Raw genomic sequence first — 25,541 nt, forward strand, 5'->3', positions numbered from 1 at the left:
CTCCTAGGCTCCACCACTTATGCAAACGGCCCGCAACAATACGGGTCGGTAGCTCAGGTGGTTAGAGCGCACGCCTGATAAGCGTGAGGTCGGAGGTTCAAGTCCTCCTCGACCCACCACCCCTCGCAGGGGTGGCCGTATGGAAGAACATATCTTCAAGCAGTTTGAGACTGTTTGAACGTCTGTTCTTCAGACGAAAATTGACATCGTTAAGAGAGATACAATCAACAATACTGTTGGTCGCCCGAGTGTGGGACAGACCTCAGTCAGGTGCTGATCTTCTTCGGAAGTGAGGCGAGCTTCAGAACACGTCATGTTTCCTCAGACGTCCTGGAGTATGCCTGGTTGAAACGACAGTGTTGTCCAAGTCAAGTACACTAACCCGCGCGGTCGCAAGACTGCGCAACAAGTTCCTGGTCACCGACATGACCGGGAGCGGGATAGTTTGCTTTTTGGTTCAGAATAAGGGTGCGGTTTCTTACCAGCTTCCGCACCGTGGCATGAAACACTGTCTTTTTCTGGATCAAATCAAGCGCGAGAAGGGCGTTTGGTGGATGCCTTGGCAGTAAGAGGCGATGAAAGACGTGATACCCTGCGATAAGCTTGGGGGAGCCGGGAATAGGCTTTGATCCCAAGATCTCTGAATGGGGGAACCCACCTGAAAGTCCGTTATTGTTACCCTTGGTAATCAATAATGGGTTTAACCAGGTACTTAAGGACTGAATACATAGGTCTTTAAGAGCAAACCCGGGGAACTGAAACATCTAAGTACCCGGAGGAAAGGACATCAATAGAGACTCCGTTAGTAGTGGCGAGCGAACGCGGACCAGCCGAGCCTGATGAGTGAGAAGAACATGTTGGGAAACATGGCCATAGCGGGTGACAGCCCCGTATTCTAAGCTCTGAGGGACGTATTAAGTAGGGCGGGACACGTGAAATCCTGTTCGAAGATCGGAGGACCACCTCCGAAGGCTAAGTACTCCTTACTGACCGATAGCGAACCAGTACCGTGAGGGAAAGGTGAAAAGCACCCCGGCGAGGGGAGTGAAACAGTACCTGAAACCGAACGCCTACAATCAGTTGGAGGCCCCTTGAGGGCTGACAGCGTACCTTTTGTATAATGGGTCATCGACTTGGTCTCACGAGCAAGCTTAAGCCGTTAGGCGGAGGCGCAGCGAAAGCGAGTCTTAATAGGGCGCATGAGTTCGTGGGATCAGACCCGAAACCGAGTGATCTAGGCATGGCCAGGTTGAAGGTGCGGTAACACGCACTGGAGGACCGAACCCACATCCGTTGAAAAGGATCGGGATGAGCTGTGCCTAGGGGTGAAAGGCCAATCAAACTCGGAGATAGCTGGTTCTCTGCGAAATCTATTTAGGTAGAGCGTCATCCGAATACCCCGGGGGGTAGAGCACTGGATGGGTAATGGGGCCCCACAGGCTTACTGATCCTAACCAAACTCCGAATACCCGGGAGTACTAGATGGCAGACACACGGCGGATGCTAACGTCCGTCGTGGAGAGGGAAACAACCCTGACCTCCGGCTAAGGCCCCCAATTCATGGCTAAGTGGGAAAGCAGGTGAGACGTCCAAAACAACCAGGAGGTTGGCTTAGAAGCAGCCATCCTTTAAAGATAGCGTAACAGCTCACTGGTCTAATCAAGATGTCTTGCGGCGAAGATGTAACGGGGCTCAAGCCATGAGCCGAAGCCGAGGATGCACATAGTGCATGGTAGCAGAGCGTAGTGTGACATAGTTCCATGCGTCCTTACTTTCCTGCGGGAAAGATTGGACGCAAGGAGCTTTCGATGAAGCCGGGGCGTGAGCCATCCGGTGGAGAGATCACTAGCGAGAATGATGACATGAGTAGCGACAAAGAGTGTGAGAGACACTCTCGCCGAAAGTCCAAGGGTTCCTGCTTAAAGCTAATCTGAGCAGGGTAAGCCGGCCCCTAAGCCGAGGCCGAAAGGCGTAGGCGATGGGAACCACGTTAATATTCGTGGGCCAGGAGGATGTGACGGATTGTGAAGGTAGTTCATCCTTATCGGATTGAATGGGCTGCTGATCAGTCCCTGGAAATAGCCCTCCATCAGACCGTACCCTAAACCGACACAGGTGGACTGGTAGAGAATACCAAGGCGCTTGAGAGAACGATGTTGAAGGAACTCGGCAAAATACCTCCGTAAGTTCGCGAGAAGGAGGCCCGGGTTCAAGGCAACTTGGATCCGGGGGCACAAACCAGGGGGTGGCGACTGTTTATTAAAAACACAGGGCTCTGCGAAGCCGCAAGGCGACGTATAGGGTCTGACGCCTGCCCGGTGCCTGAAGGTTAAAAGGAGGGGTGAGAGCTCCGAATTGAAGCCCAGGTAAACGGCGGCCGTAACTATAACGGTCCTAAGGTAGCGAAATTCCTTGTCGGGTAAGTTCCGACCTGCACGAATGGCGTAACGACTTCCCCGCTGTCTCCAACATCGACTCAGCGAAATTGAATTGCCTGTCAAGATGCAGGCTTCCCGCGGTTAGACGGAAAGACCCCGTGCACCTTTACTACAGCTTCGCACTGGCATCAGGATTGTGATGTGCAGGATAGGTGGTAGGCATCGAAACCGGAACGCAAGTTCCGGTGGAGCCTCCCTTGAGATACCACCCTTCGCACTCTTGATGTCTAACCGCGGTCCGTTATCCGGATCCGGGACCCTGCGTGGCGGGTAGTTTGACTGGGGCGGTCGCCTCCTAAAGAGTAACGGAGGCGCGCGAAGGTTGGCTCAGAGCGGTCGGAAATCGCTCGTTGAGTGCAATGGCAGAAGCCAGCCTGACTGCAAGACTGACAAGTCGAGCAGAGACGAAAGTCGGCCATAGTGATCCGGTGGTCCCGCGTGGAAGGGCCATCGCTCAACGGATAAAAGGTACGCCGGGGATAACAGGCTGATACTGCCCAAGAGTCCATATCGACGGCAGTGTTTGGCACCTCGATGTCGGCTCATCTCATCCTGGGGCTGGAGCAGGTCCCAAGGGTACGGCTGTTCGCCGTTTAAAGAGGTACGTGAGCTGGGTTTAGAACGTCGTGAGACAGTTCGGTCCCTATCTGCCGTGGGTGTAGGATACTTGAGAGGAGTTGCCCCTAGTACGAGAGGACCGGGGTGAACGATCCACTGGTGGACCAGTTGTTATGCCAATAGCAGTGCTGGGTAGCTATGATCGGACAGGATAACCGCTGAAGGCATCTAAGCGGGAAGCCCCCCTCAAAACAAGGTATCCCTGAGGGCCGTGGAAGACCACCACGCCGATAGGCCGGAGGTGTAAGCGCAGCAATGCGTTCAGCTGACCGGTACTAATCGCCCGATAGGCTTGATTTGATCCAGTAACAGACAGTGTTACAAAACCAATCAAAGCAAACATCCCTAACTGACTTGGACAACGTGATTGTACCGGCGCTCCCAATAAAGGCGCGCCGGAGTGGATTTTTCTCGGTTTGGTGGCTACAGCACAAGTGAAACACCCGGTCCCATCCCGAACCCGGAAGTTAAGCACTGTCGCGCCGATGGTACTTGGGCTCAAGCCCTGGGAGAGTAGGTCACCGCCAAACCTAGTAAAATCCAAAATCTCTCAATACGATATCAAACAAACCTGACGCGGGATGGAGCAGCCAGGTAGCTCGTCAGGCTCATAACCTGAAGGTCGCAGGTTCAAATCCTGCTCCCGCAACCAACACTAATTCACCTGACATATCAAAGGCTTCGGGTAAGACATCCGGGGCCTTCTTCGTGTTCGGGACTTCCGCACCCGCCGCCAGTTGCAACAGCCCGGCCAGATCCCCTCCAGCGTCAAATCCAGGCCGGTGCCCTCCGCCGCAGGCGTCAGCACGATCCGCTCCACCAATGCGCGCAGCGCTTCCTTGGCCTCTTCCATGCCTCCGGCGGAGCCAAGGCCCTTGATCAGCTGGGTGACCCGTTTGCGGTCCCGAACCGCCTGTGCAACGAACTCAGGGCCATTGTCCGAGCGGATGAAGGCGGGAGCGCCACGCAGGATGAACAGGTCTGTCAGAACATCAATCACGTCTGTCGAGTTCAGCTTGCGCTTCACCTTGATCGCCAGACATTCCCGGCTGTGCTCATCAATGATGTTCAGCGTCCGGAAGACCTTTCCGTCATCTGTCCGACAATGCACGAAGTCGTAGCTCCAGACATGGTTCCGATACGCGGGCCTCAGCCGGACACATGATCCGTCATTCAGCCAGAGCCGCCCTTTCTTCGGTTGTTTTGCTGGAACCTTCAGCCCCTCTCGCCGCCAGAGCCGTTCGACACGGCCATCACTGACCGACCAACCTGCCTCTCTGAGCAAAGCAGCGATCCGACGATAGCCGTAGCGGCCAAACTGTCTGGCCAGTTCGATCATGTCGGCAACCAAACGACCCTCATCTGCAGGGCCTTTCGGGATATGCCTTTGTGTGGAGCGATGCTGCCCAAGAACCCGACAGGCCCTGCGTTCCGATACCTTGAGCTGGCTTCGAACGTGATCGATGCAAGCGCGACGGCGCACGGGGCTTAGAAGTTTCCCCGAGCAGCTTCCTTCAGGATCAATTTATCCAAAGTCAGATCAGATACAGCTCTTCTCAGTTGCTCGTTTTCCTTCTGCAGCCGCTTCAGTTCCTTCAATTGATCTACGCCCATTCCGCCATACTGCTTGCGCCAGCGGTAATAGGTCTGTTCAACAACGCCGATCTGGGTGGCCTGATCGCATCAAGACGGGGCATTCCTTGACCCATCAGAACTTCAACCTGCCGTAACTTCGAGACAATCTCTTCCGGCTTGGGTCGCTTGTTTGCCATTCTCGGTCCTCCGTTTCCTAAACATAGCGCTGGACCAGTTCAGTTGGGGAGGCTCAATCCCGAAGCCGGCGCGCCAGCTCGCCAGTGCTTCGGAAAGGGTCCCGTCAGGGACGGGGATGAGGCGAAGGCCGCACGAGTGCCTGGTGCTGCATCTGCGCGCAGTCACGCAAGCCCGCCGTTTAGCATCGTCCGCCTCACCTTCGACCGCCAACATGCGGCGCGCCCTACGACGGGCCGACCGCGGACAGAAGCATGACCCCATGACGGAACCAAACCCGACCGCGCTTGACGAACACGCCCCGATTACAGAAGGCACTCGTCACGCAGGCGGCCATTGAAGCTCTCGACGAAGCCGTTCTGCATGGGCTTTCCAGGCGCGATGTAGTGCCATCCGACCTGTCGGTCTTCCTGCCAGCGCAGGATGGCATTCGATGTCAGTTCCGTTCCGTTGTCGCTGACCACCATGCAGGGATAACCACGCACCCGGGCGATCTTGTCGAGTTCACGGGCAACCCGCTGACCGGACAGCGACGTGTCGATGATACAGGCAAGACATTCCCGGCTGAAGTCGTCGATGACGCAAAGCACCCGGAACCGGCGCCCGTCCGAGAGGCTGCCCGAGACGAAGTCGAGGGACCATCGCTGGTTCGGCCCTTGCGGGATCACCATGGGCGCACGCGTTCCGATCGCTCTCTTGCGACCGCCACGCTTACGCACTGTCAGGCCTTCTTCACGGTAGATCCGGTAGAGCTTCTTCCAGTTCACCTGCCGCCCTCCCGGCCCAGCAGGAGGTGCAGCCGTCGATAGCCGAAGCGCCGCTGCTCTCCGGACAGTTCCTTCAGCCTCTCTCGGAGCTCCGTGTCCTCAGGCCTGGTTGATCGCCGATGATAGACGCGCGGATCAATCCCGGCCAAGGCACAGGCCCGCCGCTGGTTGTAATTCTTCTTTTTCATGGCCCAGTCCACGCTCTCCGCCTTGCACCGGGCTTCAGAAGTTTTTTCCCAGCATCTCGTTCAGCGTGGCGACATCGAGCATGTGTTCGGCCAGCATCTTCTTCAGCTTGGCGTTCTCGGCCTCGAGCGCTTTCAGCCGCTTGGCCTCGGACACTTCCATGCCGCCATACTTCGAGCGCCATTTATAGAAGGTGCCATCGCTAATGCGGTGCTTTCGGCAGAGCTCCTTGGCGCCCACTTGCGTCCAATCGAGCTGCAGCGAAAGTGTGGTCTGGGATCGGGTCGAATTCTGAGCTTTTTGATGACCGCTTCGGTGATGACCGCTGCGATGCCGCAACAAATGTGCTGCGGGCGCGAGCTGATGCTGCGTCAGCGAAGAGCGAAAACCCAAAGTCGGGAATGTCCCGCGTCTGTGAGTACGATCATCTCCAGATTTTGCTCGCGCAGCGAATGACCGGAAAGCGGGCTGCGCCTGCAGCAAAGTGAAGGTAGGGCGAAGGTCTGGAATGGGCCGGTCAGGTTCCGAAGGGCGACGACGGTTCGCAACTGTGAAGCGGCAGCTTCCTGCGCACAGCGGACGTTAGAGAAAACTAGACTACGCTTGCAACGGATGGCAGCTGGCAACGCAGCCGCAAGTTATCGGGCTTGAATGAAACAGTGTCCAAATCCTGCTCCCGCAACCAGCGTTTCCGACCAAGCCTCCGCAAAAAGCGGGGGCTTTTTCGATTCAGGGCTCCCCAGAGCCATGATCCCTGCTAATTCCCCAACAAGTTCAAGCTGATGCCCGCCCGGCGCATCCGCGTCCGGAACCATCCGCACCTCCGAAATCAGCGCCCGCAGCGACGCCGTTGCCTCCCGCCGCACCTCTGGCGCATTCAGGGCGCCAGCCAGGTCCCCGATCAGCTCCCGGTACCGGGATGACAGGCTCGGGTGGCCGCCGAAGGGTTGCTGTCGGTAGGTCCTGTCGGCGTTCTCCGAACTCCAGCGCTGGATCACAACCGATTGGGGCTGGCCATGGGGAGCGACTTCGATATCGACCGTTTGCTCAAGGCCGTCATAGGCGATGATCGCACGTGCCGTATCGGGCCCCGCCTCTTCCCACCGGACATGCGGCCCCGGCAGCAGGCCCGCCGGCGCCCAGAAAGCCGCTTCCGCAACCAGTCTGCCAAAGGCGGAGCGCCCATGGTCGTGATCGCCGGACAAGCAACACGCCAATCCGCCCCTCTCGGCGATGCAAGCATCGCCTGCCGGGCAACGGGTAGCCGAACCGGCGCCGCTTTCCGGCGATCTCCTGCATCTCTTTACGGATCTCAGGGCAGTCCGGCGGGCGTTCGCGCCGGACTGTCTTTGGGTCGACACCCCCTCTCACGGTTTGCAAGCAAACCACTGCGGGCAGTGGACAAGCCGGCAGGCCCGGCGCTGCGAGATGCCGTGATCCCGCAGCGCCCTGAGCGCTGCCTCTCGCCGCTTGGTCAGCGTCGTCAGTTCTTTCCCAGAAGATCCTTCAGAACCACCCTCGCCATTGTCTCTCGGACCAATGGCGTTCCAATGGCTCGATCCAGCATCGTATCGGCCAGCAGCCGCTTCAGCTTGGCGTTCTCGTCCTCCAGCACCTTTAGCCGCGCGGCCTCCGACACCCCCATGCCGCCATACTTGGACGTCAGCTTGTAGAATGTTGCTGGGCTGAGTCCGTGCCTGCGGCACACCTCCGCCGTCGGCATGCCTGCCTCTTGCTCCTTGATCATCCCGATAACCTGCGCCTCGGTAAAACGGCTCTTCCGCATTCGTCTGCTCCTTCAGGGTTGGGCAGACTCTACATCATGGTGAGGGATTTCGCGGGGGGCAGGTCACCTATTGCTCGAACCCGCAGGACCTGCTGGGCCGCGAGGCGGAGATGACCACCGCCGAATGGGCGGATGCCTTCCGCCAGGCTGCCGAACTGGGCGTCCTGCAACTGCACCTGTCCGGCGGCGAACCCGCCGCGCGCCCCGATCTGGCGGAACTGACCGCCGCGGCACAGGGCTGCGGCCTGTATACCAATTTGATCACCAGCGGCATCGGCCTGACCCCCAAGCGGCTGGATGCCCTGGAGTCAGCGGGGCTGGACCATATTCAACTGTCCCTGCAGGGCACGACTGCAGAGCTCGCGGACTGGATCGGCGGCTACAAGGGCGGGTTTGACCGCAAGATGAAGATCGCGGCGGAGATCAAGGCCCGGGAAATTCCCCTGACGTTGAACGCCGTCATGCACCGGCACAATCTGGATGATCTGGAACGCACCGTCGACATGGCCGTCGAAATGGGTGCCCGGCGGCTCGAAGTGGCCTGTGTGCAGTTTCACGGCTGGGCGTCCCGCAACCGGGCCCAGCTGCTGCCGACGCGCGCGCAGACTGAGGACGCCAAACGCATCGTCGCAGAGGCAGAGCAGCGGCTGCGCGGGGTGCTGGCCTTCGACTTTGTGCCGCCGGACTATTATGCGGATTATCCCAAGGCCTGCATGGGCGGCTGGGGCACAGCCGGGTTGAACATTGCGCCAGACGGCACCGTGCTGCCCTGCCATGCGGCCCAAACCATCCCGCATCTGAACTTCGACAATATACGCAGCAAACCGCTGGCGGCGATCTGGTACGAGGGCGCGGCATTCAATGCCTACCGGGGCACGGATTGGCTGCCGCAGCCCTGCCGCAGCTGTGACCGTAGGGAAACCGATTTTGGCGGCTGCCGCTGCCAGGCGCTGGCCCTGGCCGGGGATGCAGGCGCAACCGATCCCGTGTGCCGGAAATCACCGCGGCATCAGACTGTGGTTGAGCTTCTTGAAACAGGTGGAAGCAATACTGAAACTGCTTTTTTCTACCGGAGTGCGGCCTGCTAAGTAACGCGAGCCTTGACCTAGGCTTTCGGAGCATCCTTGTGATAGCCAAAACCCTGGGTTGCGCAAAAAAGTGCTGGCAAGCTGGCCGCTTTGAAGTCGAGATGGACACTCGAAAGCACTTCAAGCCGTTCGAAACAGTCCAAACGCAAGGCCGGGAACCGGCCGCGCAAGCACCCGCAGGGCTGCTGGAGCGCCTCCCCGGCGTAAGGGGCAGACGAGGTAGCTTCAGCTACCTATAGTCTGTCTCTTTGGGGAGCTTTACGCGCATTTGTGCGCCTGTCTGAGCTGCCCAAAGAGACAGAAAAACAATATGGCAAAAGAGCTTATCCTCGTAAGGAAGAGTTTCTGAGGCGGACCCGCGTTTTGCGTTTTCGCCGAGGCCGCGTACCCAATGAAAAAAGGAGTACCGCCTCATGGCCTACCAGTACGTCCACGTCGAAACTTATACCCGGAAGCCGCAGCTGGTGAAGGGCACGAAAGACCAGTGGAACAGTACAAGACAGATATTTGAAGAAGCGCTGAGAAGTCCGGAATTCTCCAAACATGTCGAACATCGGCGTGCGCCGGTTCCGGTCCTGCGCCACGGCGCCATCCCAATCAGCGAACTGCAGGCGCTGCATGACCGGCGCTGCTGTGAAATACGTGAAACAGTCACGGCGTCGTCCGGCAAGAGCTACACCCGCAGACTGCGTTCTGATGCGCCGACCTTGTACACAGAAGTTCATTCTCATCCAGTTGCAGCCCGCGAGTTTCTGGCAGATCGAAGCGGATCAGGGCATCGCATCGGTCACCGCCGACGGAGCTTATGATACCCGAAAGTGCCACGAGGCAATCGCTGCCCGAAATGCCGCCGCTGTCATACCGCCACGCAAGAACGCAAAGCCTTGGAAACCAACGAGTCCCGGCGCCGTCGCCCGCAACGAAGCGCTGCGAGCCTCGAAGTGCTTGGGCCGCGCCATCTGGCGACGGTGGAGCGGCTACCACCGTCGGAGCCGTGTCGAAAGCAAGATGAACTGCATCAAGCTGCTCGGCCAATCCCTGATGGCCCGAGACTTCGAGCGCCAGGTCGCCGAGCTGCAGGTTCGTATCGCCGTGCTGAGCGGCTACACCGCGCTTGGCATGCCTGTTACGCGGCCCGTGGAATAAGTCTATCCGGGGAAAGGGGAGCTGCGTTCAGCCCCCGATTTGTGCAACAAGGCCAATCATCTCAGGGACCACCAGTACTACAAAGACGATAAGCTTCAATGATTTCAGATGAGAGAAGATCAGCATCCTCCTCCCTCATATCGTATCCGATAACAGAGGCTCGAATGATCTTCCGGCCCGCCCATTCGCCATGGGTGGGGTATACCTTTCCATTGTCCTGAATGCGCTTCAGGACCCGCATGGTCAGATCGTCGCCATCCGGCCCCTCGCCGCAGCAAATAGCGACCTGGTTGCTGTGGATCTGGTTCAGAACCATCAGGCCGGGCTCGTTCGAAACCGTTCGGGCAATGCGCTCTGCCAGTCGGCAGTGGCGGGCTACCATTTCACAAATGCCTGCCCGCCCGAGGTGCTGAAGTATCGCATAGCTCGGGACACCTCTTGCACGCCGGGATAGCTCCGGCGTTGAATCACTTGGCTCCCAATGCTCTGTTGTATCCGGAAGATATGCACCCCGGGCAGACATCGATGCAACGAGCGGCGCCCGGTCGCGCACGATTACCATGCCCGCATCGAATGGAGCGTTCAGCCACTTGTGCAGGTCAATCGCCCAACTGTCTGCTTTTTCGACACCCTCCAAGCGGTTTGCGAATTCAGGCACGGCAGCGAGCCAGCGCCCGAAAGCACCATCCACATGAACCCAGCCGTTCCGCTCGCGCACCATTGGTATGAGCTCGGCAAACGGATCAAAGGCGCCGGTGTTTATTTGACCTGCCTGCAGGATAATAAGCGGCGGGCTGCTGCAGCTGTCCAGGGCAGCCCGGAACGCATCCGGTTTTATCCTCCCTTCGCCGTCCGCCGCGACGATGTTTGTCCGGCCCGCGCCGAAACCAGCATAACGCAGGGCAGCGAATGGGGCGGAATGCGCATCCTGCCCGATCAATACGGGGATCTCGGGTGCAGAAAACAGCCCGTCAGCTTCAACATCCCACCCTTGCGCAGCCAGCAGCGCATTGCGTGCGGCCATGACGCCAACCATGTTTGCCACTGTGCCGCCCGTGACAAGACCGGCTCCGCTTTTGGATGGCAGTGACAGCAACTCAATAACCCAGTTGCAAACAGCGCGCTCCATTCCGGTTATTGCAGGCGTTTCAAAAGATGAACCCGCGTTCTGACCCCAGGCTGATACCAGAATGTCGGCAGCTACACCGACGGGATGCGATGCGCCGAGGACATAGCCGAAGAAGGTCGGCCCCGCCATTTTGTGCAGACCGCCTTCAGACCGCCGCACGATGTCCCCGATTACCTCACTTTCCGGCACCCCCGTTTCAGGAAGAGGGCTCAGAAAACGGCTCGCAGATTCGCCAAGTCCCAAGGCAGGCCGCGCTGGCGCCTTTGGCAGTTCCTGGCGATAGGTTTTCGCCGCCTTGTAGGCTGCTTCTAAGGCGTGCGCCTGTCCTTCACTCAAACCTTGCCGCACTCGTCCCACCACAAATACCCGCTACCAGAATACTACCCGTGGAAAGGTAGCATGGATTACTCAGAAATGCCTTGGTTTACATGTGGCCAAAGAGTGTTTCGTCCCGGCCGAGGCATTGGTTAGTTAGAAATGCTGTACCTGATTGCGAACGGCCGCATTGGGGAGGCTGGACTGTGGCGACGGGAACCCTGACAAATGGCAGGTGAGGGCCGTTTGGGTTCTGAAGGGCGCCCACAGTTCGCGACTTTGCAATGGTCGCTACCTGTGCAAAGGTGCCGTTAGCTGCGTGCTATCATGGGTCTATATAATTGCAGAGAGAGCAGGTAGGATACGGCGGTTGCCTGCTCCCGCAACCAACACTAATTCTCTAGAAATATCAAAGGCTTCGGGCAAACCGTCCGGGGCCTTCTTCGTGTTTGGGCGCTCCGCACCCGCCGCAAGGCGCAGCAGCCCGGCCAGGTCGCCCTCAAGGGTCAGATCCAGGCCGGTGCCCTCCGCCGCAGGCGTCAGCACGATCCGCTCCACCAATGCGCGCAGCGCCTCCTTGGCCTCTTCCATCCCCTCGGCAGACCCAAGGCTCCGGATCAGCCGCGACACCCGCTCCCGGTAACACGCTGCAAGCAATGCAGTTGCTTCGCCGGCACTTAGTGTACTGCCGGTGATGGCCTCCTACCCAAATCCGAAAGCCCGTTACCAGCAAATGAAATTTGCTGTCCGCCAACGTTGAAAGTTGGCCCCTATGAGACGGAATTCGGAGGATCACACCAATCGTTCTGAAAAGCAGATCGAAACTGAGAGCCCGTTTTCTCCATTCGTTTCAATGGCGCCCCCATATTGCTGAGCGATTGTCCGAATGAGCCGCCAGCCCAGTGAGTTCGACCTTTCGGGACGCTCGGCGCCATCGCTCAATCCTTTGCCGTCGTCCGCAATTGTCAGGCAGGAATTTTCGTCTCCGCAATCCAGCTCAATTTGAATCGTGCCTTGGCTGCGGCCTGTGAAGGCGTGTTTGTAGGCGTTGGTTACAAGCTCGCCGACCACTAGCCCGAGGTCCACGGCGGTCTTGCCTGAGACGCAAAGCTCATCGCCTCCAACCTCAACCCCCACGCTCAAACACGCCCCGTTGAACGCACTTTCGGCATTTCGGGCGATATCGCGCAGAAACGGCAGCAGCGGCACCATGTCCCCGCTGTTGGAATGCTGCATCAGCTCGTGCGCCTTGATGACGGCGCGGACGCGGGTATCCAGCTCGCTGAGCAGCTGCTTGGCCTCCGGGGACTGTGTTGAGGAACCGCTCATGCGGATCAGGGCGCTGATCAGGGTGAGGTTGTTGCCGGTCCGGTGATGGATCTCCTGCATGAGCAGATCCCGGGCCTCGATCGCCTCGAGCAATTCGCGGTTTTGCTCCGCCAGCAGGGCCGACGGATCGGCCCCCTCCATGCCAGAAAGGGCCTCGGTGACCCGCCCGGTCGCTTCGCTGAATGCGGCCGCCGGCAGATCGCTGCGAAAGCTGACGTCGACCTTCGTGCCCTCGGCGCTGGATTGGACATCGAAACTGTCGGCAATCCGGCGGACGCCGCGCAAGCCCAGTCCAAGCCCACTGGTTGTTATGTCGTTGCCGCCCAGGACTTCGTCCAGTTGCGCAATGCCCGGACCCTGGTCGAGTACCACCGCGCGCAACGCAAGACGGTTTCCATCCGCCTTGAGCGCGAGGCGTGCGCGGCCATGGCCCGCGTATTCCAGCGCGTTGCGCGCAAGTTCTATGAGGGCGGTCACCACGCGTGTTCTGCTGAATGTTCCGAACCCCAGCACATCTGCCACAGCCGCCGCGGCCTGCCGCAGCCGGGCGATGTCCGTATCTTTTTCGATGCGAAGGGTGATGAGTGTTTCCGTCATAATCCTACCCAGTCTTGTTCACGCGCAGCACGACTATTCCGGCGTCGTCCCGCCCGCGGAAGTTCCAGTGCATCAGCGCCGCGGCAATCGTCAGCGGTGCGCGGCTGAAAAGCCCGGCGGGCAAATCGCCGGTGCGGATTGTGGCGATCCCGTCAGTATGCATGATGATCAGATCGCCGGGCGTCAGCGCGGTCTCTTCACCGAATGCGTGCAAGGGCGGACCGCCAAGACGGCCGTCGCGCACCGGGAAACGCTTGGAGACACCGCCGCTGACCTTGAAGGTGGCGATGTTTCCGACGCCGCCGAACTCCAGAATGTCGAGCCCTGGGCGTATGCGCAGGGCGGATGCGACAGCGCCCCGGCGGCCGCTGAGGACCCGCGATGCGCGGCTCAGCACTTGTTCCGGCGTTCCACTCTCCGCGGCACAGGTCGTGATGACTTCTTCGGCCTCCGCTGCCGCGGACGCACCATGGCCTAGGCCGTCGCACAGCAGAACTTCGGTGCCCTGCGGCGTTTCCCGGACAGACCAGGCGTCGCCGCAGCGGGTCTCTGCAGGGTGGCAAACCGTCAAAGCCGCGAGATCCACGCCCTCCCGCGATAGCTCGGCACCCGGCGCCGCAAACTCGCAGACGGTGATGGTGCCTTTGCCGGGCTGCGTCCAAAGGTCGAACCGGTCGGAGAGGCGCTGCATTCCGCCAAGGCCAAGGCCGGCAGTGCCGCTGCCGCTTTCGCCATCGCGCATCATACGGTCCGGGTCCGAAATTCCGTCACCGTCGTCAGCAGCAATGAGGACCAGCCGCGCACCGCGCGGCAGCCGCAATGCCTGGATCAGAAAGCGGCCGCCACGGCCATGGCGCAGCACGTTGGTCGCAGCCTCGGTCGCTGCAATGGCGGCCTCTTCTTGGCGGGTTTCGGACAGCCCCAGGGCTTGGGCTGCCTGCTTGGCCCGCCGCCTGGCAGGCGCCACCGCGGCAGGGTCATCAATTTCAAGCCACAAATTCATAGCTGTGCCGCCATTCGGATTATTGTCCCGGCGCCGGGAGCGGTTTCGATTTCAAAGCTGTCGGCCAGCCGCCGTGCGCCGCCCAATCCCCGCCCAAGCCCTCCAGCGGTCGTAAAGCCATCGCTCATCGCCAGCTTGATGTTCTCAATTCCCGGGCCGTTATCCTGGCAGCAGATACTAACCCCTGGCGGGTCGCCGTGGACAAAAACGGTCATCTCTCCGCCGCCGCCATGCACCACGGCGTTGCGGGCAATTTCGCTGACGGCGGTGACGAAGCGCGTCCGCCGGATCGCGCGGGCACCGAGGTCCTCCATCGCGCGCGCGACCGCCCGGCGGGCGCGCGCCACATCGCGGTCGCTCAGCAAGGCAATCCGCCCTGCGGGCTGGCTTTCCTGCGCGGTCATCCTCCGGCAGCCGCACGCAGCCGCTGCACCGCATGCGTGAGGCTGAGTGCGGTTTGCGTCTCGGGCAGGTGCATGCCGAGTTCCACAAGTGTCATCGCAACAGCAGGGCGCATTCCCACCACGAAGGTATCGGCGTCAAGCAGATTTGCGATGTTGGCGAGCTGCGCAATGACCCGGCCGACAAAGGTGTCGACGATTTCCAACGTGCTGATGTCGATCACGACACCGCGCGCGCCTTCGGCCGAAACCCGCTCTGACAGAACGTCCTGAAGGTCGAGAATATCGGTGTCGGTGATGTCTTCCTGGATGGCGACCAGCAGGACGTCTTCAACCAGGTGGATCGAGGCGGCATCCATTGGTCAGGCGCCCTTGGCCGTGATCTGGTAGCCAAGCCGGTCCAGCGCATCGCCGATGGCCCTGCGGATTGTCGAGCGGGTGGTCACATTTCCGACATCCACACCCAGTTGCACCATGGTCTGTGCGATTTTCGGGCTGATCCCGCTGATGATGCACTCCGCCCCCATCAGCCGCACGGCGGAGGCAGTACGCAGCAGATGCTGGGCAACCTGCGTATCCACCACCTGCACACCGGTGATGTCGACGATCACCACCTCTGCGCGCTCGCGCATGATCGCCTCGAGCAGGTTTTCCATCACGTCCTGGGCACGGGCGGAGTCGAGGGTTCCGATCAGCGGCAGCGTCAGCACCCTGTCCCACAATTCGACCACAGGCGTCGAAAGCTCCAGCATCTCTTCGCGCTGGCGCTCGATCACCTGCTCGCGTTCAGCAATGAAGATTTCATTGGTGTACAGGGCAAAGGCATCAATGACGCGGGAGATCAGCCAGACTTCTTCGATCAGGGTGGCTGGATCGTGCGATTTGCGCTGACGCATCCGCTCAAACAGGGCAGGTTTAAGAGCAAAAACAAACGATGCCATCTCGGTCGGGGTGACACCGCGGCGCACGCGCTCTTTGGTGAGATCTGCCAGAACGTTGCGCAGCTCGGACCAAGCGGCCCCGTCCAGGTCGAAATCCTCACCAGTCACCCCATTGCGGACACCCATGGCGAATGACTGCAGCAGAGCGACTGTATGCTCTCGGCCTTCGCTGTCGGAAAACAGATCCGAACGTTTCAGGCCTTCTTCACCCTGTGTGCCCAGCCAGGCCTCGTGAACGGCCTGGAATTCCTCTTCAAGAATAGCGAGAACGGTAGCTGTTGCGGTATTGCTCATCGAAGTAACGGCTTTCGTGTGTTTGCAAATGGAGGACCGTCCGGCAAAGCGGACCATCTGCGAACCGATAGCATACGAGTTTCAGGCGCAGTAGAGGATAGTTTGGCGCACGGCAGGGCTTACGCAACGCTTATACAAGATCCAGCATTTTTTCTCGAACAAACCGGCAGTCAGCGCCGCCGCGGCGATCGGCCACTTCGCCGCATGTAGCGGTCATCTCATCGCGGTGCGGTCAAGACCCGTTTCCATACTCCATGAGTTTTTACACTGTCCGGCACCGGGCAAGGATCTGCATGCTGTGTTAGTAAAATCACAGAAGCTCCGCAGCGCACGCCACATGGTGTGCAACCGGCGTTGCTGCAGAACTCTGATCGCTAAGGATTCACATCACGGATCCATGCGGTTAGACGGGGCAGATGAGCAAGCCCGCACTTGCCCGCTACCGTACGACGAATTGGTCCCACTATAACGATGCGCTCAGAAAGCGGGGGCGCTTCTGGTCTGGTTGGACAAAGAGATGACCTGGCTCGCGCCGCATGATGGCAGCCCCGGCCGCCCTGCGGTTTTCTTGGATGCGGCGATCCAGTTCTGCCTGTCGATCAAGGTTCTGTTCAAGCTGCCACTCCGGCAGACCGTCGGGATGGTCACCAGCCTTTTGCACCTGGCGGGTCTGGACTGGCCCGTTCCGGATTTCTCTACGCTGTGCCGCCGACAGAGTGAGTTGGGACCGTGGCCCCAGTGGGGCCGCGTAAGCCCATCGAACGCTGGCCGTCCAGATCCCATATCGCCGCGCCGACGAGCGGCTGAACCTGCTTGTGGACAGCACCGGGATCAAGTTCCTTGGCGATGGTGAGTGGCAGGCCCGCAAGCGCGGCGTTCAGGGGCGGCGCCAATGGCGCAGCCTCCGGCAAACCCGGGGCGGTTCAAGCCGACTTGGAGAAACACTCCGAGCGGCGGGATGATGACGGAAAAAATGATAAGGACAAGGTACACGATGATCTGTCCTCTTGAGCGCAGTCTTTTGCGAAAGCCTTTTATAGCCCGCTTGTAGTGGGGAATGTGCGCGGCAGCGTTAATCCGTGGTAAGAAGTTGCATGACTGCTGATTATGATAGCTGCCTGGTAAGTCGACTTTCGCGCTTTGTGGCCCTGACGGAAGCGGAAAGTGCATTCGTTATGGAAATGGAGAAAGATGAGCACGAGCTTCGTAAAGGGCGGATCGTTGTAGATGTCGGTGACCTGACCGAGGGGATTATGGTCCTGAAAACCGGGTGGGCTGTTGTGAAGGCTTTCAGCTCAGACGGTCGAAGCCAAATCTTGCGCGTTTATCTGCCGGGGGAGGTCATGGGCATTGCAGAACTTGGCGCGACCCACGCCAATCATCGCATCACCATGCAGACCAATGGAAAGGTTTGCCCGTTTCCACGAAAAGGTCTCGCACCTCTCTACTCCGAGTATCCGAGGTTAGGTGCTTTGTTAACTGCGCTGAGCAGTCTTGACCAGATCGCACTGCGGCACCACGCGAACAGTCTCGGCGCGATGGATGCGTCGAGCAGATTAAAATTTTGGCTATTGCAACTGCGCTCGCGGCTTGAAGTGGCAAATGTGGGACTCGGCAACCATTTCCGGGTGCCATTCAGCCAAGTCGAGATCGGACAAGCGATCGGGCTCACATCAATTTACGTGAACAAGCTATTGCGCAAATTTGTCGACAATGGCGACATCAAAATCGAGCGCCCTTATGTTCGCCTTTTAAAGCGCGATGAATGGGAAAAAGACTGCGAATTCGTGAATGCCTATCAAACCATGGACACTTCGTGGTTTCCCCCGGCCATTTAAAGCGAAACGGTCGGCGCAACCGAAAGAGCTGTGCCAATCAACTTCAGGCAACGGCGTCCTCATTAATGCCGCCGGTGGCTAGTTCTGTCATTGTGCGATCTCCATCATAGGAGGCGTCGAGGCAGCCTTTCAGCGCAGCAAGATCATCATCCAACTCCAGCCGGTCGGCAAAGGCGGCGAGACAACCGTATCCTGCGATCGCGTAGTGGACGAGCCGTTGATACTGGGTAATTATCATAGCATCTTTGGTTTCGACTTCGCCGAAAGGTTCTTCAAGCGCGTGGGTGCGTGCTTCCTTCACCAAACCTTCCATTCCTTTGCAGTGCTCACCCTCAATGCGCTCGTCGTGCCGGTCAGCGATCTCCTGAAGCGCGGCAATCCCATCCTTAATGCCAGCCGACCCCGCCTTGAGCGCTTCGACCAGGCCTTCTTCAGCCGCGGCGGCCGCCAGTTCATAGGTTACATCCAGCGCCTGCGTGTTCGCGCTATAGATGTCCTTGAGTTGCTCGATGTAGAGGTCTTCCAATGTGCTGATACGCATTGCCAGTCCCTTCAGAATGCGCCTTCATACTATCCCAGACCAATTGCTCAGTAAGCGCAAAAAGTTGCGAAATCGATGATTTTTCTTCTGAAGCTAAACGAGATTAGTGTCTGGACGTCCCTGCCGTCATTGGAAGCTTCTATGCTGCTCCGATCAAGGGCTCCTGCATGCAGCCCCATCTCGGAGGAGCCGTTAATGCACAACCTTTTCTATCTCATCGGACTGATTGTCGTCGTTTTGGCCGTCATCAATCTCGCATTCTGAACCTGAACTGGAGAAACACAATGCCGACAGACAAGACCTCGAAGGCCGGCCAACAGTCGCCGGTCACGACGAAATCGAAACAGAAGGCGAGCACGCTAGCTGAGCAGGCCAAATCAGCTGCCGGTGAAGTAGCAGGGGATGCTGCATCTGCAGCAGCCAAACAAGCTGATGCAGCTAAATCATCCGTCGCAGATGAGGTGTCAGGCGTCGCCTCCGCATTGCGTACTGCAGCCGAAGAGATGCGCACGGGGTCACCTCAAGAGCGCACCTTTGGTCAGATCGCCGAAGGTTTAGCAGATGTATCCGATGCCATGCGCGAAAAAGATTTCGGCACGATGGTGCAGGATGTCAGCGCTTTCGCTCGGAAGAACCCGCTCGTGTTTCTCGGAGGCGCTGCCTTGATCGGTTTCGCAGCAACGCGATTTGCCAAGGCTTCGAGTGACGGGAATTCGGAGCTGTCACATGACCGCTACGCACCGCAATCGGGGGACTACTCATGAGCGACGACCCCACCAACAAAAGCGCCGGCAACCTCCTGTCGGATGTAATGAGCAATGTCACCGGTCTGGTGCGCAGCGAAGTTGATCTCGCCCGTGCGGAAATCAGCGAGAATATCGCCAAATCGGGCGTGGCCATCGGCTTGATCGCAGGCGCGGCCGTTATTGCGTTGGTTGCTCTCAACGTGCTGGCAGCAGCCCTTGTTGCAGCATTGACTGAAGCTGGTCTGGACGCGGGATGGTCTGCCCTGATCGTTGGCGCAGTGCTGGGCCTGCTGGCCTATTTCCTGATCAACAAGGGCATCAATGACCTCAAACTCTCAAGCCTCGCCCCGACACGGACGGTCAAAAACGTTCAGCGCGATGCAGCAGCCGTAAAGGACGCATACGATGGCAAATGATAGCCGCAGCCCGAAAGAAATTGAACGCGAGATTGAAGAGCAGCGATCAGACCTCGCGTCGAACATTGAGCATTTGCAGGACAAGTTTTCCATCGACACGGTCGTGCGACAGATCAGCGATCAGTTCCGCGAACACGGTGGGGACATGGGTCGTTCGATCTCCAATCAGGTCAAAGCCAATCCTATCCCGCTAGCACTGACTGGTATCGGGCTTGCATGGATGATGATCGGAAACGCGCAGCGACCAGTAGGGCGCGCGGTGCAAAATGACGAGAATCCTCACAGTGATGCGGAACGAGACTTCCGCCGCACGCGGCTGGCGCAAGGGCGTTCTTCCACGCCGCCGAGGACTTATATTTCGGACAATAGCGCAACACCGTCTTGGGCGCGCGACGTCGACGACGGTGACAGTAGTGGCATGGGTAACAAGCTGTCTGACAATGCCGCTGCTTCGAAAGACAACGCTGCACACGCCACCGCGTCGGTCAAACATGGAGCGTCCAAGGCTGGCTCGTCCATGTCAAAGGCTGCCGTCTCTGCAAAGTCATTCGTTGCCAGTGGCGCACAATCCGTGCGGGACAGCGCGGGGAAAATGGGCAGCCGCATCGCTGAGGGTACAGAAGCATTGTCAGAGGAAGCCCGTCGGCGGGTGGTCACTGCGCGTCGCAAGGCCATTGAGATGCAGCGAACGGCAGCGCGGACAATGTCAGATGGTGCGAATACTGCTGCCGATTTCTATGACCGCCAACCTCTCGTGGTCGGTGCGCTTGCGCTGGCTGTTGGGGCGGCCATGGGCGGCGCGCTGCCTCGGACCAAGACTGAAGACGGTATAATGGGCGCGCGAAGCGACGACCTTTTTGACCAGGCGGAACGCATTTTCGAGGAAGAGACAGCCAAAGCACTGTCGGTCGCCGAGGCTGTCAAAGATGAAGTCAAGGATATCGCATTGGAGGCCAAGGTGGATCTTGATGCTAGTGCGCCCGGTAAAAAGTCGGCTGTCGAAGCAGTGGGTGACAAGGCAAAATCCGCTGCGAAACGCGTGGCGGACAAGGCTCAGACGTCTGCCAAGGACAAAGGTCTCGGTAAGCCGAAAGTTTAAGTTCATGAAGGGGCGGCCGATTCGGCCGCCCCTTATTTGTAGCCGCAAGGTGGGTCTATGACACGAGGCCGGGAGGCTGAAACACTTGCAGAAGTCCGGCAACTGGACGGAGGACATCGCGTTGCGCCCAAAGGATGAAATCGCAGAAGATCGCGTCGGATTGATTGCGGCTGGCGTTGCCGGCTACGGCTTGCTGGCACTATTTTGTAGTGGTTTAGATGTGACCTGACGGTTGGCCGTTTTCGGGCGGGGCCTGTCATGTCATGTCAAGTCCGGCTCACGAACTTTACCTTCCAGATTTCATTGCCCTCGATCGTGGTGTCGAACGGTGTTCTGCCGCAACGCATTTTGCCCTGATAAGTGGGCCCGTGATCGAAGTGGCGCAGCCAGTCATCCAGATCGTCTTGAAGCGCGTCGATGCTGTCATAGAGCTTCTTGCGGAACGCGATCTGATAGAACTCTTGCAGCATGGTCTTTTGGAACCGCTCGCAGTTCCTGTTCGTCTGGGGTGACTTCACCTTGGTCTTGGTGTGGTCGATGTCGTCGATGGCCTGTAAGAGCTAGAAATCGTGTTGGCCGACACGACCGCAATATTCCGTGCCGCGATCCGTCATGATCCGCAACACCGTCAAACTCTTGCCCGTCAAGACGCTCGAGGGCTTTGATGTCATATTCAAGCCATCGCTCGGCCGAGAGCGGATCGCGGCCCTGGCCCAGTTCGACTTCGTCCGCCGCGCCGAAGCCGCCCACTTTCTCGCCTCGCCAAGCACAGGAAGATCGCATTTAGCCACGGCACTCATGGTAGCCGCGGTTCAAGGCGGGCAAAATCGTTATTTGCACAACCCTAACCGATCTGATTGTAGCGTTGAGCCAAGCCGAGCGAGCGGACCGGCTGGCTTTCAAACTCCGCTTCCATGCCCGGGCTTCTCTGCTGATCGTCGTCGAGATTGGTTACCCGCCAATCACCACCGGTGGCGCCAATTTGTTCATTTGGCTCGTCAACGCCCGCTACGACAAGGGCGCCATGATCATCATCTCATACCGTGGCGTCGCCGGATGGGGCGAGACACTCGGCGATCCTGTTGTCGCCACCGCGCTTCTCGGCGGGCTCCTGAATCATGCTGTGTCATCCGGATCGACGGTGCCAGCTACGGTCTGCACAACTATACCGACCTCCTGCCCAAGCATATCCCTGCATCGCCCCAATCGCTCCGCCACCGCCACCAAAGCGCCGCCGACGGCCATCAAAACAAGGAATGGAGCCGCTGATCACTGACGCTTGCTGATTACCGGGACCGGGCAAGCAGGGAAATTTACTTCGGCACTTTTATGGAAAGTTCAATCGGCTTTGACAGTCCAGCTTATCCCAGTCATATGGCTTCCTTGCTTCCTTGCTTCCTTGCTTCCTTGCTTCCTTGCTTCCTTGCTTCCTTGCTTCCTTGCTTCCTTGCTTCCTTGCTTCCTTGCTTCCTTGCTTCCTTGCTTCCACGCCTTCTGAGGGCAAGAAATAGGTGAAGTGCCTGAAAACAAGGAACACCGGCTCAGACACTCCCCCCTTGGATGACATAGCCAAACTTGTTGCTATGCCATGGGCGCTTAATCAAGGCCAAGCTGTTCCGCCAATCGGAGGCCCGGATTCAATACGCGGACCTCGTTCTCGTTGTATTCCGGCATGTTCTCAAGCTGGGATTGCGTGAATTCCGGCAGGATCAGTTCGTCCCGGCGCAAGATAAGTTTTTCGACAGGCACAGCAACTTCGTTTTCGCCCATGCCAAGGAAACCGCCCACACCGATGATCGCCACAAGCGTCTGGCCGCGCATACCGATGAAGTCAACCTCGCCAACGTCTTCGCCGGTATCAGTTGCCACGCTGCGACCGATCAGGTCTTCAGCCTTGCGATCAAAGATCGGCAAGACCTTGACCGTATCCTGATAGTGTGCGCGATCTTCGTCCGCCATGTTACCATTTTCGTCGGCTTTGAAGTCTTGCATGACGACACGCGCCTGCATCTGCTCGACTTCCACGTCAGCTTCGCCGCCGTCCAAGATGTTGACTTCCGGATCCTCGCTCGTGAGAGACACGTTGGCGCTGTCGCCTTGCTCCACATTCACTTGCGCATCTTCCTGCGTCACGTTCACCTCAGCAGCATCTGCCTCAGAGATATTGACCTGAGCCTCTCCCTGCTGGAACTCAATGCGAGGCTGCGCCTCTTGGATTGTAATCTTGGGCTTTGGTCGAATGAACCGGACGACGGGCTCCGGCTGGTCCAGATCGATAATCGGCTCACCGGTCTCCACATCAACCTGCGGCTTCGGCACCATGACGGTGACGACCGGTTCAGGAATGACGACAGTAATCTGCGGCTGAGCTTGTTCAATGGTAATGGTAGGTGCTTGCTGACGCACGCGCACAGTCGGTTCGGGCACGACCACTGTGATTTCTGGTTGCGGCTGGTCAACAGTAACGACCGCCTGGCCTTGCGTTACTTCGACGTTGGGATCGGGGACTGTCACATTGACGGTGGCGTCTTCTTGCTCAACGACCACTTGGCCGCCCTGAACGGGAACGGTGGTTTCGTCGGTATCGGTGGTCTGCGCAAATGCGCTGCCAGCAACAATTGCTCCAAGTGCAACGGTGCCGAGGAGTATTCTCGTGGTTGAGGTCATTTTGGTATCCTTAAACAACTGACGGCGTCAGCCGAACCGCCATCGTCGGTGACTGACAACACTACCTATCGTTTCGATTAGCCGAAGGCCTTAAACGCAAAGCACGGGGCTTCGTGACACCGCCATCGGCGGCCCAAATTGGCGATTTTGCCGTTTTTTCAAGCTGATCCAAGGGTATCAGATACAGAACCCGGAGGGATTGCGGTCAAACTAATCTAAGACAGCATTTAGGAGATTACTTTCGCGGTTTCCGTCTCAGTCAGTTGGTTTGATACCTCATCGTCGACCCGCTCCGGTGTGGAACGGGGCGTTGTCGCGCCACATGCGATGCTTTACGACAGCTAGCTTGCGCGCCACTGCGATTTTCGCCTTCTACAGGCTGCTCCGCATTTCGATACTTAGGCCCCACCTCTGTCGGTGGTTAGGCCATTTGCGCAGCCTATCGAAACTGGCCGCAGCGATGGGACGGTGTGAAGTCCACCGGTCAGCAGGTCACGCGCCAGCAAAGGTTATAGGCTTTGCCTCTTCCGCGCTCTGCCCAGAGAGCCATCGGGAAAATGAGTTCATTGCTCGTGTTGCCGGGCGGTCTGACGGCCAGGCCAGATAGTAACGCCCGGCGGAAAAGGTGACGCAGAAGGGTTGCGCCAGTCGGCCTTGGGCAATGAAACTCTCGAACATGGCGACGGGCAACAACGCAGCACCTGCCCCCGAGGCGGCCAGTTCCGCGAGCGCCACCGAGCTGTCAAAAACCGGGCCTGTGACCAGCGGACAGGGCGCACCTGCGGCTTCGAACCAGCCCGGCCATTCAGCGCTGCGGTAGCTGCGCAGAAGCGTCACCTGTCCGAGGTCCGACGGGTGCCGCAGGCGCGCCGCCAGCCCCGGCGCGCAGAGCGGCGCCAGAGGCGCCTTCATCAGCGGGATTGCGTCATGGCCCGTCCAGCCGCCGGTGCCGAAGCGGATCGCCATGTCCAGCCCCTCGCGCAGGATCTCCACCCGGTTGTTGTTGGTCGAAATCCGCAGATCGATCTCTGGATGCGCCTGCCGGAAGGCATCGACCCGCGGCATCAGCCAGCCGAGCGCAAAGGTTGTGTTCACGCCGACCTTCAGCACCTCCACGTCGCGCTGTCCATCAAGGCGGCCGAGCACCCGCGCCATCGCGTCGAACCCGTGTTCGAGCACCGGGAACAGCCGTTGCCCCTCGTCGGTGGGCACCAGCCCTTGCGAGGTGCGCAGGAACAGGGTGGCGCCCAGCAGATCCTCCAGCCGCGCGACCTGATGGCTGACTGCGGCCTGGGTCACGCGCAGTTCGACGGCGGCCTTGGTGAAACTGCCCTGCCGCATGGCAACCTCGAACACGCGCAGGGCGTTCAACGGCAGGTCGGGGCGATCCATGGCAATACCTCAGCTAATGGCAGGCGATAAGATTTGTCGTTTGTAGCGCCGGATCAAGCTGAAATATACCAGACGCATGACATCACCTGATGTCGTCTATGGCACATATCCGGAAAGGAACACCCCATGCGGTTCACCGCTTCCGTCTTGTCGCGCGCAGCGGCAGGGCTCGCTCTTGGCCTGTCTCTGGCCACCATGTCCGCAGCTGACACGCGCCTCAAGGCGCTGGCCGAAACTGTGTCGCAAGTTGAGCAAAGGCTTGGCGGGCGCGTCGGCTTGTCGCTCGAAGAGGTCGGCGGGCAGACGTCCTGGTCGCACCGGGAAGATGAACGTTTCCTGATGAACAGCACCGTGAAGGCGCCGATCTGCGGGGCCGTTCTCGCGCAGCACGATGCGGGGGCTCTGGCTCTTTCCGACGCGCTGCCGGTGCGCGAGGCGGACCTGCAGTCCTACGCGCCGGTCACGGAAACGCGGGTTGGCGAGGATATGACGATCGACGCGCTGTGCTTGGCTGCCATCGACATGAGCGACAACACCGCAACCAATATCCTGATCGACCATCTTGGCGGGCCGCAGGCAGTCACGCAGTTCTTCCGCAGCATCGGCGACCCGGTCAGCCGTCTGGACCGGCGCGAGCCCGGCCTGAACACCTTCGTCCCCGGCGATCCGCGCGACACCACAACCCCGGCGGCAATGGCCGCCACGCTGGAAAAGCTGCTGCTGGGCAGTGCGCTGTCCCCGGCATCGCGCGGCCAGCTGGCAAACTGGATGAGCCATGGCGGCGTGACGGGCAACCTGCTGCGCGCTGACGCGCCCGCGGACTGGCAGGTCCTCGACAAGTCCGGCAGCGGCAGCCACACGCGCAACATCATCGCTATTGTCACACCCCGCAAAGGCGCGCCGTGGATCATCACCATTTTTCTGTCGGACGCAGATGCGGATTTCGACACGCGCAACGCGGCCCTGCAGGAGCTTGGCGGCGCAGTCATGGCGGTGATCCGGGACTGAGGCAGGCTCGGGCCAGGACGCGGAAA

General features: G+C 59.2%; 19 protein-coding genes, 3 tRNA genes, 2 rRNA genes and 8 pseudogenes (1 of these 32 cut by a window edge). 17 read left to right on the forward strand and 15 right to left on the reverse strand.

Features of this window, described 5'->3' with window-relative positions; translation table 11 throughout:
* The 5 genes from AC5STB_RS12425 to AC5STB_RS12445 form a co-directional block, all read left to right on the forward strand.
* Positions 1 to 16, forward strand: a tRNA-Ala gene (locus AC5STB_RS12425); it begins 60 nt to the left of the window's first position.
* 26 nt (positions 17 to 42) lie between these two features.
* A tRNA-Ile gene (locus AC5STB_RS12430) sits at positions 43 to 119 on the forward strand.
* 407 nt (positions 120 to 526) lie between these two features.
* A 23S ribosomal RNA gene (locus AC5STB_RS12435) occupies positions 527 to 3,356 on the forward strand.
* Positions 3,357 to 3,471: 115 nt separating this feature from the next.
* Positions 3,472 to 3,586: ribosomal RNA gene (rrf, locus tag AC5STB_RS12440) — 5S ribosomal RNA — on the forward strand.
* Positions 3,587 to 3,631: 45 nt separating this feature from the next.
* Positions 3,632 to 3,708: transfer RNA gene (locus tag AC5STB_RS12445), tRNA-Met, on the forward strand.
* Between the two features lie 249 nt (positions 3,709 to 3,957).
* On the opposite strand, the pseudogene AC5STB_RS12450 reads toward AC5STB_RS12445, so the two are convergent.
* The 4 genes and pseudogenes from AC5STB_RS12450 to AC5STB_RS12465 form a co-directional block, all read right to left on the reverse strand.
* Positions 3,958 to 4,828 (reverse strand): annotated as a pseudogene (locus tag AC5STB_RS12450) (IS3 family transposase); the annotation flags it as partial.
* Positions 4,829 to 5,137: 309 nt separating this feature from the next.
* Positions 5,138 to 6,013 (reverse strand): annotated as a pseudogene (locus AC5STB_RS12455) (IS3 family transposase); the annotation flags it as partial.
* A 404-nt stretch (positions 6,014 to 6,417) separates the two neighbouring features.
* Positions 6,418 to 6,996 carry a DUF6544 family protein gene (locus AC5STB_RS12460; protein WP_495443142.1) on the reverse strand — a complete coding sequence of 193 codons (579 nt, stop codon included), beginning with the start codon at positions 6,994 to 6,996 and terminating at the stop codon, positions 6,418 to 6,420.
* Positions 6,974 to 7,565: pseudogene (locus AC5STB_RS12465) on the reverse strand (transposase); the annotation flags it as partial. The pseudogene AC5STB_RS12465 and the gene AC5STB_RS12460, both read right to left, overlap by 23 nt.
* Positions 7,566 to 7,633: 68 nt before the next feature.
* Here AC5STB_RS12465 and pqqE point away from each other — a divergent pair.
* The 3 genes and pseudogenes from pqqE to AC5STB_RS12480 form a co-directional block, all read left to right on the forward strand.
* Positions 7,634 to 8,653: pseudogene (gene pqqE / locus AC5STB_RS12470) on the forward strand (pyrroloquinoline quinone biosynthesis protein PqqE); the annotation flags it as partial.
* A 413-nt stretch (positions 8,654 to 9,066) separates the two neighbouring features.
* Positions 9,067 to 9,462, forward strand: coding sequence for a hypothetical protein (locus tag AC5STB_RS12475; protein ID WP_495444641.1), 396 nt, complete (start codon positions 9,067 to 9,069; stop codon positions 9,460 to 9,462).
* Positions 9,410 to 9,799 (forward strand): annotated as a pseudogene (locus tag AC5STB_RS12480) (transposase); the annotation flags it as partial. The gene AC5STB_RS12475 and the pseudogene AC5STB_RS12480, both read left to right, overlap by 53 nt.
* 61 nt (positions 9,800 to 9,860) lie before the next feature.
* Here AC5STB_RS12480 and AC5STB_RS12485 read toward each other — a convergent pair.
* The 7 genes from AC5STB_RS12485 to AC5STB_RS12515 form a co-directional block, all read right to left on the reverse strand.
* Positions 9,861 to 11,264, reverse strand: coding sequence for a pyridoxal phosphate-dependent decarboxylase family protein (locus tag AC5STB_RS12485; protein WP_495443143.1), 1,404 nt, complete (start codon positions 11,262 to 11,264; stop codon positions 9,861 to 9,863).
* 312 nt (positions 11,265 to 11,576) lie between these two features.
* Positions 11,577 to 11,900, reverse strand: coding sequence for a hypothetical protein (locus AC5STB_RS12490; protein ID WP_495443144.1), 324 nt, complete (start codon positions 11,898 to 11,900; stop codon positions 11,577 to 11,579).
* Positions 11,901 to 12,035: 135 nt separating this feature from the next.
* Entirely contained in the window at positions 12,036 to 13,169 is a 1,134-nt protein-coding gene (locus tag AC5STB_RS12495) for a sensor histidine kinase (RefSeq protein ID WP_495443145.1), read from the reverse strand.
* 4 nt (positions 13,170 to 13,173) lie between these two features.
* Positions 13,174 to 14,172: an ATP-binding protein gene (locus AC5STB_RS12500; RefSeq protein ID WP_495443146.1), complete on the reverse strand. Its 999-nt coding sequence runs from the start codon at positions 14,170 to 14,172 to the stop codon at positions 13,174 to 13,176.
* Positions 14,169 to 14,576, reverse strand: coding sequence for an ATP-binding protein (locus tag AC5STB_RS12505; RefSeq protein WP_495443147.1), 408 nt, complete (start codon positions 14,574 to 14,576; stop codon positions 14,169 to 14,171). The genes AC5STB_RS12500 and AC5STB_RS12505 overlap by 4 nt, the downstream gene beginning before the upstream one ends.
* The gene (locus tag AC5STB_RS12510; protein ID WP_495443148.1) at positions 14,573 to 14,932 is read right to left on the reverse strand and encodes an STAS domain-containing protein; all 360 of its coding nucleotides are present in this window, start codon (positions 14,930 to 14,932) and stop codon (positions 14,573 to 14,575) included. Before AC5STB_RS12510 ends, AC5STB_RS12505 begins: the two co-directional genes overlap by 4 nt.
* Before the next feature lie 3 nt (positions 14,933 to 14,935).
* Positions 14,936 to 15,808, reverse strand: coding sequence for an STAS domain-containing protein (locus AC5STB_RS12515; protein ID WP_495443149.1), 873 nt, complete (start codon positions 15,806 to 15,808; stop codon positions 14,936 to 14,938).
* Between the two features lie 416 nt (positions 15,809 to 16,224).
* Between AC5STB_RS12515 and AC5STB_RS12520 the strand changes: the two are divergent.
* Together AC5STB_RS12520 and AC5STB_RS12525 are read left to right on the forward strand one after the other, a co-directional pair.
* Positions 16,225 to 16,713 (forward strand): annotated as a pseudogene (locus tag AC5STB_RS12520) (IS5 family transposase); the annotation flags it as partial.
* A gap of 189 nt (positions 16,714 to 16,902) precedes the next feature.
* Complete coding sequence (locus AC5STB_RS12525; protein WP_495443150.1) at positions 16,903 to 17,646, forward strand: Crp/Fnr family transcriptional regulator; 744 nt, start codon at positions 16,903 to 16,905, stop codon at positions 17,644 to 17,646.
* 43 nt (positions 17,647 to 17,689) lie between these two features.
* On the opposite strand, the gene AC5STB_RS12530 is transcribed toward AC5STB_RS12525, so the two are convergent.
* Positions 17,690 to 18,187: a DUF892 family protein gene (locus tag AC5STB_RS12530; RefSeq protein ID WP_495443151.1), complete on the reverse strand. Its 498-nt coding sequence runs from the start codon at positions 18,185 to 18,187 to the stop codon at positions 17,690 to 17,692.
* Positions 18,188 to 18,471: 284 nt separating this feature from the next.
* On the opposite strand from AC5STB_RS12530, the gene AC5STB_RS12535 reads away from it, so the two are divergent.
* The 4 genes from AC5STB_RS12535 (at position 18,472) to AC5STB_RS12550 (ending at position 20,677) form a co-directional block, all read left to right on the forward strand.
* Entirely contained in the window at positions 18,472 to 18,951 is a 480-nt protein-coding gene (locus AC5STB_RS12535; protein ID WP_495443152.1) for a hypothetical protein, read from the forward strand.
* The gene (locus AC5STB_RS12540; RefSeq protein ID WP_495443153.1) at positions 18,948 to 19,349 is read left to right on the forward strand and encodes a phage holin family protein; all 402 of its coding nucleotides are present in this window, start codon (positions 18,948 to 18,950) and stop codon (positions 19,347 to 19,349) included. Before AC5STB_RS12535 ends, AC5STB_RS12540 begins: the two co-directional genes overlap by 4 nt.
* Positions 19,339 to 20,448 carry a DUF3618 domain-containing protein gene (locus AC5STB_RS12545; RefSeq protein ID WP_495443154.1) on the forward strand — a complete coding sequence of 370 codons (1,110 nt, stop codon included), beginning with the start codon at positions 19,339 to 19,341 and terminating at the stop codon, positions 20,446 to 20,448. The genes AC5STB_RS12540 and AC5STB_RS12545 overlap by 11 nt, the downstream gene beginning before the upstream one ends.
* A gap of 85 nt (positions 20,449 to 20,533) precedes the next feature.
* Positions 20,534 to 20,677: a hypothetical protein gene (locus tag AC5STB_RS12550; RefSeq protein WP_495443155.1), complete on the forward strand. Its 144-nt coding sequence runs from the start codon at positions 20,534 to 20,536 to the stop codon at positions 20,675 to 20,677.
* Positions 20,678 to 20,714: 37 nt separating this feature from the next.
* Here the strand turns inward: AC5STB_RS12550 and AC5STB_RS12555 are convergent.
* Positions 20,715 to 21,080: pseudogene (locus AC5STB_RS12555) on the reverse strand (integrase core domain-containing protein); the annotation flags it as partial.
* Here AC5STB_RS12555 and AC5STB_RS12560 point away from each other — a divergent pair.
* Positions 21,061 to 21,201 (forward strand): annotated as a pseudogene (locus AC5STB_RS12560) (AAA family ATPase); the annotation flags it as partial. The pseudogenes AC5STB_RS12555 and AC5STB_RS12560 overlap by 20 nt on opposite strands.
* Positions 21,202 to 21,313: 112 nt before the next feature.
* Positions 21,314 to 21,724 carry an ATP-binding protein gene (locus AC5STB_RS12565; RefSeq protein ID WP_495443156.1) on the forward strand — a complete coding sequence of 137 codons (411 nt, stop codon included), beginning with the start codon at positions 21,314 to 21,316 and terminating at the stop codon, positions 21,722 to 21,724.
* 320 nt (positions 21,725 to 22,044) lie between these two features.
* Here the strand turns inward: AC5STB_RS12565 and AC5STB_RS12570 are convergent, their stop codons facing one another.
* Both AC5STB_RS12570 and AC5STB_RS12575 read right to left on the reverse strand, forming a co-directional pair.
* Complete coding sequence (locus tag AC5STB_RS12570) at positions 22,045 to 23,115, reverse strand: PRC-barrel domain-containing protein (protein WP_495443157.1); 1,071 nt, start codon at positions 23,113 to 23,115, stop codon at positions 22,045 to 22,047.
* Positions 23,116 to 23,607: 492 nt separating this feature from the next.
* Positions 23,608 to 24,507 carry a LysR family transcriptional regulator gene (locus AC5STB_RS12575; RefSeq protein ID WP_495443158.1) on the reverse strand — a complete coding sequence of 300 codons (900 nt, stop codon included), beginning with the start codon at positions 24,505 to 24,507 and terminating at the stop codon, positions 23,608 to 23,610.
* Between the two features lie 126 nt (positions 24,508 to 24,633).
* On the opposite strand from AC5STB_RS12575, the gene bla reads away from it, so the two are divergent.
* The gene (bla, locus tag AC5STB_RS12580) at positions 24,634 to 25,515 is read left to right on the forward strand and encodes a class A beta-lactamase (protein ID WP_495443159.1); all 882 of its coding nucleotides are present in this window, start codon (positions 24,634 to 24,636) and stop codon (positions 25,513 to 25,515) included.
* The last annotated feature ends 26 nt before the right edge of the window (positions 25,516 to 25,541 follow it).

This window comes from Leisingera sp. CC-HEC093 (assembly GCF_059429195.1).

Excerpts from the sequence above, each read along its gene's own strand:
- AC5STB_RS12525 (WP_495443150.1), top strand. The coding sequence starts at position 16,903 with ATGACTGCTGATTATGATAGCTGCCTGGTAAGTCGACTTTCGCGCTTT.
- AC5STB_RS12475 (WP_495444641.1), top strand. The coding sequence starts at position 9,067 with ATGGCCTACCAGTACGTCCACGTCGAAACTTATACCCGGAAGCCGCAG.
- AC5STB_RS12515 (WP_495443149.1), bottom strand. The coding sequence starts at position 15,808 with ATGAGCAATACCGCAACAGCTACCGTTCTCGCTATTCTTGAAGAGGAA.
- bla (WP_495443159.1), top strand. The coding sequence starts at position 24,634 with ATGCGGTTCACCGCTTCCGTCTTGTCGCGCGCAGCGGCAGGGCTCGCT.
- AC5STB_RS12540 (WP_495443153.1), top strand. The coding sequence starts at position 18,948 with ATGAGCGACGACCCCACCAACAAAAGCGCCGGCAACCTCCTGTCGGAT.
- AC5STB_RS12530 (WP_495443151.1), bottom strand. The coding sequence starts at position 18,187 with ATGCGTATCAGCACATTGGAAGACCTCTACATCGAGCAACTCAAGGAC.
- AC5STB_RS12575 (WP_495443158.1), bottom strand. The coding sequence starts at position 24,507 with ATGGATCGCCCCGACCTGCCGTTGAACGCCCTGCGCGTGTTCGAGGTT.
- AC5STB_RS12535 (WP_495443152.1), top strand. The coding sequence starts at position 18,472 with ATGCCGACAGACAAGACCTCGAAGGCCGGCCAACAGTCGCCGGTCACG.
- AC5STB_RS12570 (WP_495443157.1), bottom strand. The coding sequence starts at position 23,115 with ATGACCTCAACCACGAGAATACTCCTCGGCACCGTTGCACTTGGAGCA.
- AC5STB_RS12500 (WP_495443146.1), bottom strand. The coding sequence starts at position 14,172 with ATGAATTTGTGGCTTGAAATTGATGACCCTGCCGCGGTGGCGCCTGCC.
- AC5STB_RS12510 (WP_495443148.1), bottom strand. The coding sequence starts at position 14,932 with ATGGATGCCGCCTCGATCCACCTGGTTGAAGACGTCCTGCTGGTCGCC.
- AC5STB_RS12545 (WP_495443154.1), top strand. The coding sequence starts at position 19,339 with ATGGCAAATGATAGCCGCAGCCCGAAAGAAATTGAACGCGAGATTGAA.
- AC5STB_RS12495 (WP_495443145.1), bottom strand. The coding sequence starts at position 13,169 with ATGACGGAAACACTCATCACCCTTCGCATCGAAAAAGATACGGACATC.
- AC5STB_RS12505 (WP_495443147.1), bottom strand. The coding sequence starts at position 14,576 with ATGACCGCGCAGGAAAGCCAGCCCGCAGGGCGGATTGCCTTGCTGAGC.